Below are 12,634 nucleotides of genomic sequence, written 5' to 3' on the forward strand. Positions count from 1 at the left end.
AAAATGGAGAAATAAAAAACGCCCGGCATTCAGGCCAGGCGCTGGTTTCATCATTGTCGTTAAGCCGGACAAATCAAGCTCAGAGCTCTACAGTCTGTCGTCTGCGCCAAAGCGCAACGCCAGCCAGCATGGCTAACAACCAAGGACCAAGTGAACCGCCGCCACCACCGCTTGAAGGCACCGCAATACCCGAAGGCATCTCTGGGTCAAAGGTGCCAGCCAGATAAGCTCGGCGTTTAGCATCAGTCCCAACAAAATCGGCGCTCTCATTGCCAGCCAGCACACTATCAATCCAGGTACTGTAATCGAATACTTCGGTGAATACCGCAGTCACATCAGAGCCGGTAAAACCATCACCACAGGTTGTCGGGCCAAAACTGGTAATACCCACCTGTACCAGACCACTGCCACTATCCCAGTATACCGGACCACCCGAGTCGCCCTGACAGGTGCCGCTGGTCAGTGAGGTATTCGGAGTGGTACTGATGCCTTTAAAACAAATTTGTTTATTGGTCAAAGCAGACAAATTATTGTCACAAGTGTTATTCGAAACATAGCTCACGTCGGCATCTTGCAGCATTGTGGTGGCATCATTACCTGAACTGGTATTGCCGTGACCGACAATCCGAAACGCATAATCGTTAGTGTCATTATCGACACCGTCCGAACCTAACCGATACTCCTGGGTGATTGGCCGCACGACAGTGTCTTGCGGATTGAGGGAAGACTCAAGCTGGATAATGGCAATATCATTTTGCCACAGGCTGGATGCCGTATCCTGAAAATCAGGATGAATAAAAAACTGCTCTGCACGCACAGTGGTTACCGAAGAAGGGAAGTCGCTTTCATCATCAGCCTGCCCAGCAACGGCAAATAGCATATAGTCATAATTCAGCTCGCCATCCTCATCGTACAAACAGTGCGCTGCAGTCAACACGTGGGTAGAATCGAGCATGGTTCCGCCGCAAAAAGCACGTGTACCATATAACCCGTCAAATTCTATACGGTCGTAAAACAGACTGGCAAATGACGTGTAACTCAAGATGGTAGTGTCTTCACCATTAACAATATACGTACTGACTTCCGAATCTGCCTGTACGCCCGATGCCAGACCCAGTGACCAGAACAATGCCGAACCGGCTACCCATTTATTCATATTAATCATCCTTTAGTGACTACTTAAAGACAGGACGTTGTTGAGTTCGCTTAATTTAGTTAAGGTTTTAATTGTTATTATTAATGTAAGTATCAATATAATTCAATGTAAAATAAAAGGCCCTGTGAAACACAGGGCCGATTTATGCAAATAATGACACCAAGGTGTTTATGCGTATCGTTGCTATAACGATGGCCCAGAAGCCTTGTACCACATATTCACCGGATTGCAAAACAAATCGTTCAATAATTAACCACGGTAATAACGCTGTGGTACAAACGGCAGTTTTTCCACCAGCATTGGCAGCATCTTACCACGGACTTCAGCAAACACTTCAGTACCAACATCAGCCAGATCAGCGCGCACATAAGCCATCGAAACCGGCTTGCCCGCTGTCGGACCCGCAGTACCACTGGTCACGGTACCAATCGGTGCACCTTCAGCATCAAACAATTCCGTCCCTTCACGCACAGGTGCTTTAGTCTGACCAACCAGGCCGACACGTTTGCGCACCACATCTTTAGTCGCGATCTGCTGCAGAATGATGTCGGCTCCCGGGAAACCACCCTCACGCGCCCCGCCCTGACGGCGCACCGGCTGAATTGCCCACAACAGGCTGGCTTCAACCGGAGTCGTGGTTTCATCCAGTTCGTGGCCGTACAGACACAGGCCACACTCCAGACGCAGTGAGTCACGTGCGCCCAGACCAATCCACTCCACTTCGTCAAAAGCAGTCAGAGTACGAGCAAATGCCTGTGCCTGGTCAGACGGAACCGAAATTTCGTAGCCATCTTCACCTGTGTATCCACTGCGACTGATAATGCAGTCAACACCATCGATACTGATTTGCTGCACATCCATAAAGCGCATCTCTGCCAGAGCTGGCTGCAGGCGAGCCATTACCTCAGCCGCTTTCGGGCCCTGAATCGCCAGCAAAGCACGATCTGCGATGATTTCCATCTCAACACCAGCCGGCAAATGAGCATTCAGGTGAGCGATGTCCTGCTCTTTACAGGCCGCGTTGACCACAACAAAAAGATGATCGCCCAGATTAGCAACCATAAGATCGTCGAGAATGCCGCCTTCATCATTAGTAAAGAAAGCATAACGCTGCTTGCCTTGTGGCAGGTCGATGATGTCAACCGGTACCAGAGTTTCCAGAGCAGCAGCGGCACCTTCACCACGTAAACGAAGCTGACCCATGTGAGAAACATCAAACAGACCAGCCGCATCACGGGTATGGAGATGCTCTTTTTCACGCCCAAAGCGTATTGCACCGGCATATCATAACCCGCAAAAGGCACCATTTTGGCACCAGCTTCAATATGAAGCGCGTGTAACGGTGTAGTCAAGAGTTCTTGTGTCGCATGTTCCTGAGTCATTTTTCTCTCCATATAGCCAGACTCCGCTTTGAGTGTAGCCACTAATTTACCCGGCATGACTGCTGTATTAACCCTGCATCATTGCGGGTAAAAACAATATGCCGTTGATTGCACTCCATCGGGTGAGCTTTGCGCAATCATTGCTAAAAGTTTCCGTGCAGGAAAACGTGTTTCCTATAGTAAACAAGCATGCGCCACTTTGACCGAATTAACAAGTTCCAAACAGCGCAAATTGTCATAATTAACAACTCAATCACATTATCGGAGCCCAATAAAAACGCCGCAGTGACGGGTTAATCATCACTGCGGCGTATTTTTGTTTAAATTACAACAAAAAGCAAACGGTTGCTTTCACTATAGGAAACTTTTTGTTTTGGCTATAACTTCTGTATTAACTGGCTATTTCGCCGTCACCCAGAGGATTTGAGCATCCTCTGCACTCAGCGAAACCAGCATATGCCCCATGTTGGCATCGTAGTAAACACTGTCTCCTTGCTCCAGAACCACCGGCTCGTAGAACTCAGAATAGAACATCACCTCACCTTCCAGAATCAACAGAAACTCCTCGCCATCGTGGCGAACCCAGTCACTGTATTCTTCAAAACTGCGGGCACGGATGCGACTTTTAAATGGCATCATTCTTTTATTCGACAACTGGGTTGCCAACAGCTCGTGCTCGTAAGTTTGGGTCGGATGCGGTTTACCTTGATCATTTCTGGTGATATCACGACGACCACTTGCGGTCATTTTCTTAGGCGGTTCAAACAGTTGTGGCATATCAATCTGCAAGCCATTCGCCAGTTTCTGCATTGCCTGAAACGTCGGTGAAATTTGCTCGTTCTCGATCTTGCTTAGCGTTGAGCGCGCCAGGCCAGTACGCTGACTGGCTTCTTCCAGTGTTATACCCAGCTTGGCACGAATATCTTTGATTCGATGTCCCAGCTTTAACGGTTCAATGTGTTGCTCGCCTGCTTCCTTGGCCAGTGTCAAAGATGGGTACTCATCATAAATGTCTTCAGACATGCTTTCCCTCGATTATCTATCCTTCCTGTATCAGAACCGCATTGTTGCACGAAGCGACTGGTTGATTAAAGACCACAATTGGAAATAAAGCGTGCTTTGCATAGCAAAAACGACATCTGTGTTTCCTATAGGAAATTTTTGATTGATTGTTCACACAGCAAAGAGTATGTTACATCCATGTTAGATGTAGAGATGCAGCTTACCGCCTCCGGATGGAATGGATTTAACATTTGGTAGCGGGTTTTGCCCTGGTTTTTAGGGCTTCTACCCAGACAAAATAGCGCCGGACAGATGATAAAAGCAGCGAACCCGCAGATTGCTCGATTTGCTCATTTTTTAATGTCAGCGCCGAATCGCCAGATACCTGGTTTGTCAGATGGGTAGGTGATTTAGGGAACAATCCACTTAAGCAGGGTTTGGCGTCAGCCAGACCGTTTAAAAGGACCGACGAGCAGCACGACGCACCAGGCTCGTCAGATTATTGGAAGGTCATCTACTATGAACGCCAACGCAAATAAAGCTTACCAAAATCATCGCCTGGAGAGCTTCTTCTCCACTAATCTTGCGGCTACTGACGACGCAGTATTTGCCGGCATTCAGGATGAATTCGCCCGCCAAAACGAACAAATTGAACTGATTGCTTCCGAGAACATCGTTTCTAAAGCAGTCATGCAAGCCCAAGGCACCTGCCTGACCAATAAATATGCTGAAGGTTATCCTGGCCGCCGTTACTACGGTGGTTGTGAGCACGTCGACAGCGTCGAAGCCATTGCCATCGAACGCGCCAAGAAACTGTTCAATTGCGAATACGTGAACGTTCAACCGCACTCCGGTGCTCAGGCAAACGGCGCAGTGATGCTGGCTCTGCTCCAACCGGGCGATACCATCATGGGGATGTCGCTTGATGCTGGTGGCCACCTGACCCACGGCGCCCGCCCTGCTCTGTCTGGAAAATGGTTTAATGCGGTGCAATACGGTGTAAGCCGCGACAGCATGGAGATCGACTACGATCAAGTGCGTCAGTTAGCCCTGGAAAACCAGCCAAAGCTCATCATTGCCGGTGGCTCTGCCATTCCGCGTACCATTGATTTCGCAAAATTCCGCGCCATTGCCGATGAAGTCGGCGCTCTGCTGATGGTCGATATGGCGCACATTGCCGGCCTGGTCGCAACTGGTGCGCATCCCAGCCCGCTGCCATTTGCCGACGTGGTCACCACCACAACGCACAAAACACTGCGCGGGCCACGTGGCGGCATGATTCTGACCAATCACGCAGAGATCATTAAGAAGATCAATTCAGCGGTATTCCCTGGCCTGCAGGGCGGCCCTCTGATGCACGTTATTGCCGCGAAAGCGGTCGCATTTGGTGAGGCATTAGGCCCTGAGTTTGCAACCTATATTGATTCAGTGATCAACAACGCAAAAACCTTAGCGGAAGTATTGCAGACTCGCGGTTGTGACATCGTGACCGGCGGAACCGATACCCACCTGATGTTGGTGGACCTGCGTCCGAAAGGCCTGAAAGGCAACCTGGTCGAGCAGGCACTGGAACGTGCCGGTATCACATGTAACAAAAAATGGCATCCCTTTTGACGAAGAGAAGCCTATGATTACTTCTGGTATCCGTTTAGGTACACCTGCGGGCACCAGCCGTGGTTTTGGCAGTGAAGAGTTTAAACAGATTGGTGAGTGGATTGGCGACGTGCTGGATGGTCTGGTCGCAAGCCCGCAAGGTAACCCGGAAGTGGAACAACGGGTGCGCAAACAGGTTAAGGCGCTATGCCAGCGCTTCCCGCTCTACCAATAAATGACCGTTTTACCAGTCATTTGACGCTCTATAAATAACGTAGCGCCCTACAAAAGAAATAAGCGTTAAGCATGATGCGGGCACGGCCCCTGCATCATGTCATTGAACAAAGAAGTAAAGTTGTAAAAAACCGTCGTTAGATTTGAAAGCAGACTGCCAGCAGGCACTCTGCCTGAACAACAGTTAGCTTAGCCGGAAACTGAGTGTCGTATCCCGAAGAACCACCCCGCGACACAATTGGGAAGGCTGCAATTTAGAGATATATTTTGGAGATAATGCAATGGACAAAACACTGAAGTTTACAGATAGCCACGAATGGGTACGTGATAACGGTGACGGTACCGTAACCATCGGTATTTCTGAGCATGCACAGGAAATGCTGGGTGACGTCGTATTCGTTGAACTGCCAGAAGTGGACAGCGAATGCGAAGCTGGCGAAAGCTTCTCTCTGGTTGAATCTGTAAAAGCAGCTTCAGACATCTACGCACCGGTAAGCGGCGTGATCGTAGAAGTGAACGAAGAGCTTCAGGACAGCCCTGAGCTAATCAACGAAGAATCTTATGAAGGCGGTTGGATCGTTAAAGTAAAACTGTCTGATCCATCTGAACTGGACGACCTGAAAGACGCTGAGGAATACCTGAGCTCTATCGAAGAAGACTAATCGTCTCTGGTTATCAAGTCGCCCTGCGGGCGGCTTTTCAAAACCGCCCAGCCCGAAACGGCGGTTCTGTACCCGGCCCAGTAAAGCGCTCGCCGCCAGCTGTTCCGGGTAGAAAAGGTAAAGGACAATGACAGAATTACTTCACAGCCTAAGCACACAAAATGAATTCGTTGCTCGCCACAACGGTCCCAATGCTGACGATCAGCAAAAAATGCTTAACACCATCAAGGCCGCCAGCCTTGACGCTCTGATCAAAGAAACCGTTCCAGCCAATATCCGTCTGGAAGCGCCGATGAACCTGGCCCCGGCTCAAAGCGAAGCCGACATGCTGAACGCAATGAAAGTGTTCGCAAAACAGAACCAGATCAAGCGTACCTACATCGGTCAGGGTTACTACAACACCTTCACACCAAACGTGATCCTGCGTAACGTCCTGGAAAACCCAGGCTGGTACACAGCTTACACCCCATACCAGCCAGAGATCTCACAAGGTCGTCTGGAATCGCTGCTTAACTACCAGCAGATGGTGATGGACCTGACCGGCATGGAAATCGCTAACGCATCCCTGCTGGATGAAGCGACGGCCGCTGCCGAAGCAATGGCTCTGTGTCACCGTGCCGGTAAGAGCAAAAGCAAAGTCTTCTTCGTGGCAGACGATGTGCACCCGCAAACCATTGAAGTGGTGAAGACCCGCGCAGGCTTCCTGGGCTTTGAAGTGCAAATTGGCGCAATCGATTGCCTGGCGGAACAAGATGTGTTTGGCGCTCTGCTGCAATACCCAAGCACCACAGGTGAAGTGCGCGATCTGACCGACATCATCGAAAAAGCACACGCGAACAAAACCTTAGTCACTGTTGCGACTGATCTGCTGGCCAGCACCCTGCTTAAGCCAGCCGGTGAAATGGGCGCAGACGTCGTTATCGGTTCCGCACAGCGTTTCGGCGTACCTATGGGTTACGGCGGTCCGCATGCAGCGTTCATGGCAACGCGTGACGCGCACAAACGTACCATGCCAGGCCGTGTTATCGGTGTGTCTATCGATAAGAAAGGCAACCAGGCACTGCGTATGGCAATGCAGACCCGTGAACAGCACATCCGCCGCGAGAAAGCGACGTCGAACATCTGTACTGCACAGGCTCTGCTGGCAAACATGGCTTCGTTCTATGCGGTATTCCACGGCGCTGAAGGCCTGCGCACTATCGCTCGCCGTACTCACCACATGACCGCAATTCTGGCCGCTGGCCTGACTAAAGCGGGCTTTGAGCTGGCACACAACAGCTTCTTCGATACCATCACTCTGAACAGCGGCAGCAACACGGAAGCGCTGTACCAGAAAGCACTGCAGGCAGACATTAACCTGCGTAAACTGCCAGAGCAACTGGGTATCAGCCTGGATGAAACCACCAGCGTGGCAGACGTTGAAGCACTGTTTGCTGTATTCGGCGTGACGGAAAGCGTTACCGCGCTGTCAGCAGCCATCGAGTCAAACGAATTCGCAGCAATTCCGGAAGATTGTCGTCGCACGTCATCCTACCTGACTCACCCGGTATTCAACACGCACCACAGCGAAACGCAAATGATGCGTTACCTGAAAAAGCTGGAAAACAAAGACTTCTCACTGACCCATGGCATGATCCCGCTGGGCAGCTGTACCATGAAACTGAACGCGGCCGCCGAGATGATCCCTGTCACCTGGCCGGAATTCGGTTCTATCCACCCGTTCGCACCAAAAGAACAGGCAGCCGGTTACGCAGCCCTGGCCAGCGATCTGAAGCAAAAACTGTGTGAAATCACCGGTTACGATGCGTTCTCACTGCAACCTAACTCAGGTGCGTCGGGTGAATACGCTGGCCTTATTGCTATTCAGCGTTACCACGAAAGCCGTGGCGAAGGTCACCGTAACGTATGTCTGATCCCAAGCTCAGCGCACGGCACCAATCCGGCAACCGCCTCAATGGTATCGATGAAAGTGGTCGTGGTGAAATGTGACCAGAACGGTAACGTCGACATCGACGATCTGGCCGCCAAGATCGAGAAACATCAGGACAACCTGTCGGCTATTATGATCACCTACCCTTCTACGCACGGTGTGTATGAAGAGCAGGTACGTAAAGTATGTGACATGGTCCACGCAGCCGGCGGCCAGGTTTACCTGGACGGCGCGAACATGAACGCTCAGGTCGGTCTGACTTCTCCGGGCTTCATCGGCTCTGATGTGTCGCACCTTAACCTGCACAAAACCTTCTGTATTCCGCACGGCGGCGGCGGTCCGGGTATGGGCCCTATCGGTGTGAAATCACACCTAGCGCCATTCCTGCCGGGCCACATTGAAGGCGGTGTGGAAGGTTCTGACTTTGCAGTCGCAGCAGCTGACCTGGGCAGCGCCTCTATCCTGCCAATCTCGTGGGCTTACATCGCGATGATGGGCGCAGAAGGCCTGACTAAAGCCACGGAAGTGGCTATCCTGAACGCGAACTACGTGATGGAACGCCTGCTGCCGCACTACCCGGTTCTGTACCGTGGTGCTAACGGCCGCGTCGCGCACGAATGTATTATCGATATCCGTCCGCTGAAAGAAGAAACGGGCATCAGCGAAGAAGACATCGCTAAGCGTCTGATGGATTACGGTTTCCATGCGCCAACCATGTCGTTCCCGGTTGCGGGTACTCTGATGGTTGAGCCAACCGAATCAGAAGATCTGGCAGAACTGGATCGCTTCTGTGACGCGATGATCGCTATCCGTGAAGAGATCAGCAAAGTTCACGCCGGTGAATGGCCGCTGGAAGACAACCCGCTGGTGAACGCTCCACACACCCAGGTTGACCTGGCAAGCGATGAATGGACTCACCCGTACTCACGCGATATCGCCTGCTTCCCTTCGAAGCAAGCAAAAGAAGCCAAGTACTGGCCAACCGTAAACCGCGTGGATAACGTGTACGGCGACCGTAATCTGATCTGTTCTTGCCCGAGCATTGATTCCTACCAAGACTAAGATCATTTGCTGTAACATTGAAAAGGCGAACGGATGTTCGCCTTTTTTGTCCGTGTTATAAATGCACTTAGATGGTTAAAAGAAGCTTCTGACAGTGATTTATGACTGGCAAAGCTACAGGGACAATCCTCAAAGCGAGCTGTCATCTCCCAATTCGAAGTCTGATTCCGTGTACGAACGCATATTAAATACACTGTTTTCGTTGTTTGTACTCAAAACACGGCTGGTTTGAATTCAGCAATAGCCCGCCTAAAAAACAAAGTTGATTTTAATTATTGATTTAAGCTATTGATTTAAAAGGACAACAAAATTTAATTGAGAAATAAATATCTATTATCTCTATATCGTGTATAGTGTCGGCAGCTCTAACAGTGAGCTATTGATAAATTATTTAGTTCAAGATCTTCTCAGTTGTTTTTCGATCCAAGTCGTCATATCTATCCTGCGATAACTTTTTCTTCATTCCTTATTTAGTAGCTTTCTTTTTAACTTAATCAATCTATCGAGATATATATGTCTAATAAAACAACTGGTCTAGTAAAATGGTTTAACGAAACAAAAGGCTTCGGCTTCATCACTCCAGACAATGGTGGTGCTGACCTGTTTGTTCACTTCCGTTCAATCGCTAGCGATGGCTTCAAAACCTTAACAGAAGGTCAAAAAGTATCGTTCGACGTAGAACAAGGTAACAAGGGCCCGCAAGCGGCTAACGTTACAGCAGTATAAGTCTATCAGTAAAGCTCTTGCCTCTTGGTGAGAGCTTTCTGTTAAGTCTTTAGCTGGGAGTTTATAATCAGAAAAACTAATAGAAAAATTTACTGGTATTACGTTTTACGTGAACAAAAATACCAAAAGGGAAAGTTAATTGTTCACAGTTAAATATTTCCTTCATCAAAATAAGACCTCATGGTCATCAACAATACATCAGCTAAATAGCGATGTTTTAAAACGCCATATCCTCCCCAAATTAGAAACCCACTTATTTGACTTAAATTTTTCATTTTGTGAATTGAACAATTCTGGTGAAATAAAAGATTCACAGGGAAGGACTTTAGGTTGTTTTTCAATCCAAATGAATGAAGGATATTGAGCTTGAAGAAACCATTAGCAGGAACCAACTCTAAGATGGTCAAAGGCAAGACTCTTACTAAAGATGACAGCACAGAGAGCATTCATAAGATAAGAAAAAAAATTGAGCATATTTTGTTAGAACGAGAACAAAAGAAGCTTTGGGATTTATAAGGAAGAGTGACATGAGAAAACCAGGCAAAAAATCGAGCAAAAAGATCCAAAAAAACAACTTTGAAGAACGATTTGCGCAGATGGCCGCTGAATACCAGGCAGCAAAAGAAGTCCTAGATGAGATGGCCGAAGGTACTTCTGAGTTTGTGGCTCAGAAGAAAGTATGTGATAAGTTATTCGCAAGCGCTGAACGATACATCAATAAGTTCTAAACATTTACAATAGCTTAGCGACATTCTGGCTAAGGTATACCTCTATTTATTTCTATTACTGTTTGCTTCTATCAAGCATCAGTATAAATGCTGCTAAATACGGCACTACTAATGTTGACCATACTCTTCAATAAGGAGGTCAACATGGACAAACCCAATCTGACTACATTCAGAAGCCGTCGACTCATTAGCGGCTAAAAATCACGGTAGTTCGCTCTTTACCGATAGCGAGAGAGCGAAAATCAAGCAATGTCATTAACGCTTAGCAGCATGGACCTATGTTGCTTCTTGAGCATCAAGCGAACTTTTGTTCCCCAACAGATATAAGTTTGAGCGAGGCCGTCATCGGTAACTCCCCAAGTCCATTCATCTTTAACGCTGGCACCTAGTTTACACTTTCCACTTCCAACATGATCCCATGTTGTCTAGCATCGGTTTTGACAAGATCTGAGACTTACTCAAGAAGCATAAAAAGGCGAACCTAAGGTCGCCTTTTTGGCTTTTATTGATTAAATGGCTAAAATCTATCATAATTTTCAGTCACTCAGCCCGCTTGCAACTGTGACGGAATCTCATAACTGCCGATATGTCATGAAATCAGATAACCCGGTTATCACTTGACCTTATTGACACAATGAATAACTATTGAGCAACAAGCGTTGTCGTACTTATCCACCTAAGAGAGTAATGCTATCAAATCCTATAAATTGAGCCGTTGGTCTTACGGTGTATTAACCATAGCGTACCTTTTCTTTTCTTACACGGTCATCACCTTGACGACGGATAAGTTTATTGACAACCAGGTCCAGCAAGAAAAAGAAGCCATCCAACACGACATCGCCTTAGTCAGATACAGTATCGAGGCTAACATCTTTCGCGACACCTACCTGGCAGACAGCTTCGCCTCCGTGGTGGCGCTCGATCCCCAATTCGCGATCCACAACTGGAACAAAGTAGGTGAGCAATTCCTGGCAAAAGCGCAACTAATCAGGAACATAAGTTTAGCGCCGAACGATGTAATCCATTATGTTTACCCACTGCAAAGCAACGAAAAAGCAATTGGACTGGACTTCCGAACCGTCCCCCATCAGTACAAAACCGTGCAAATTGCCAGACAGAATAAAAAAGTCTTCCTGGCAGGGCCGTTAGAACTGGTCCAGGGCGGCAAAGCGATTATCGCCCGCTATCCGATATTTACCGATGTACCTTACAATACCCAGTATTGGGGCGGTTTGAGCGTGGTGATTAGCTACGACAAACTGATTGCCCTGTCCAACCTGCATAACATTAAAGGAGCGGACATAGCGCTGGTTGCCAACGGCCATGATGAGATCGAACAGAGATTAATTGAAGGTAATAGAGCCGTTCTGTCTGATTTTGACATCCAGTATCCGATAAGTCTGCCTAACGGCAGCTGGACTCTGTTTGCCAAATATAAAGACCTACATGAGATTGAGAACATAAACAGCTTCAAAAGTCTGTTTATGACACTGGGCACCATTATCTTTGCAGCCGGTTTTCTGCTGATCGTATTTTTTATCAGTAACTATTTTCGTGCTCAGAAACATTCTTTGCAGGATGACCTCACCCATTTACCGAACCGCCGTTATCTGTTCAATGAGCTTAACCGCATCATGGCGAAAAATAGCGCCAACATTGTGTTTACGATTCTAAATATTGACCTCAACAAGTTCAAAAAGATCAACGATACTTACGGCCATGAAGCCGGCGACGCCGTGTTAAAACACATCGCAATGTTGCTACAAAAATCGACACGTTCATCGGACTTTATCTCCAGAATGGGCGGGGACGAGTTCATTGTCATTCTGCCACGCATGCACAACCCGGACGATGTTGAGCAACTGATTGATAAAATACAGCTTTTAATTAAGACTTCACCGCTGCAGTGGCAAGGCGAACAGATTCCGTTATCCTCCAGCGTTGGGTTCTATACATTCAAGGGCAAAGCGGATAAGTCGATCATCCACGAAATTCTGTCCAAAGCAGATAAAAGCATGTATCAGAACAAAAATGAGATGCGAGCCAGCGATCAGCTCTGAAGTAATATAAATCAGGCATAGATCGATATTTAGTTTTGATGGAGACAGATAATCGACACTTCTGAGCTAGCTGGCGTAGCTAGCTCTAAGCAGAAGCGA

General features: G+C 48.2%; 8 protein-coding genes and 2 pseudogenes. 7 read left to right on the plus strand and 3 right to left on the minus strand.

Features of this window, described 5'->3' with window-relative positions; all coding sequences use genetic code 11:
- Window positions 1-79 precede the first annotated feature (79 nt).
- The 3 genes and pseudogenes from KNV97_RS02900 to KNV97_RS02910 all read right to left on the minus strand — a co-directional run bounded on the left by KNV97_RS02900 (window position 80) and on the right by KNV97_RS02910 (window position 3,561).
- The gene (locus tag KNV97_RS02900) at window positions 80-1,156 is read right to left on the minus strand and encodes a S1 family peptidase (protein WP_218562083.1); all 1,077 of its coding nucleotides are present in this window, start codon (window positions 1,154-1,156) and stop codon (window positions 80-82) included.
- Between the two features lie 249 nt (window positions 1,157-1,405).
- Window positions 1,406-2,538, minus strand: a pseudogene (gene gcvT, locus KNV97_RS02905) (glycine cleavage system aminomethyltransferase GcvT).
- A gap of 399 nt (window positions 2,539-2,937) precedes the next feature.
- Entirely contained in the window at window positions 2,938-3,561 is a 624-nt protein-coding gene (locus tag KNV97_RS02910; RefSeq protein WP_136483918.1) for a helix-turn-helix domain-containing protein, read from the minus strand.
- A 498-nt stretch (window positions 3,562-4,059) separates the two neighbouring features.
- On the opposite strand from KNV97_RS02910, the pseudogene KNV97_RS02915 reads away from it, so the two are divergent.
- The 7 genes and pseudogenes from KNV97_RS02915 (at window position 4,060) to KNV97_RS02945 (ending at window position 12,535) form a co-directional block, all read left to right on the plus strand.
- Window positions 4,060-5,368 (plus strand): annotated as a pseudogene (locus KNV97_RS02915) (serine hydroxymethyltransferase).
- A gap of 280 nt (window positions 5,369-5,648) precedes the next feature.
- Window positions 5,649-6,029: a glycine cleavage system protein GcvH gene (gcvH, locus tag KNV97_RS02920; protein ID WP_136483916.1), complete on the plus strand. Its 381-nt coding sequence runs from the start codon at window positions 5,649-5,651 to the stop codon at window positions 6,027-6,029.
- A 127-nt stretch (window positions 6,030-6,156) separates the two neighbouring features.
- Window positions 6,157-9,021, plus strand: a complete 2,865-nt coding sequence (gcvP, locus tag KNV97_RS02925; RefSeq protein WP_218562084.1) for an aminomethyl-transferring glycine dehydrogenase — start codon at window positions 6,157-6,159, stop codon at window positions 9,019-9,021.
- Window positions 9,022-9,534: 513 nt separating this feature from the next.
- Window positions 9,535-9,747: a transcription antiterminator/RNA stability regulator CspE gene (cspE, locus tag KNV97_RS02930; protein WP_136483914.1), complete on the plus strand. Its 213-nt coding sequence runs from the start codon at window positions 9,535-9,537 to the stop codon at window positions 9,745-9,747.
- Between the two features lie 366 nt (window positions 9,748-10,113).
- Entirely contained in the window at window positions 10,114-10,263 is a 150-nt protein-coding gene (locus tag KNV97_RS02935) for a hypothetical protein (protein ID WP_168796962.1), read from the plus strand.
- 11 nt (window positions 10,264-10,274) lie between these two features.
- Complete coding sequence (locus KNV97_RS02940) at window positions 10,275-10,475, plus strand: hypothetical protein (protein WP_218562085.1); 201 nt, start codon at window positions 10,275-10,277, stop codon at window positions 10,473-10,475.
- A 773-nt stretch (window positions 10,476-11,248) separates the two neighbouring features.
- Window positions 11,249-12,535 (plus strand): diguanylate cyclase, encoded by a 1,287-nt coding sequence (locus KNV97_RS02945; RefSeq protein ID WP_256611874.1) that lies wholly within the window; start codon window positions 11,249-11,251, stop codon window positions 12,533-12,535.
- Window positions 12,536-12,634: the final 99 nt, after the last annotated feature.

Origin of the sequence: Vibrio ostreae (assembly GCF_019226825.1) — a bacterium.
Lineage (GTDB): Bacteria > Pseudomonadota > Gammaproteobacteria > Enterobacterales > Vibrionaceae > Vibrio > Vibrio ostreae.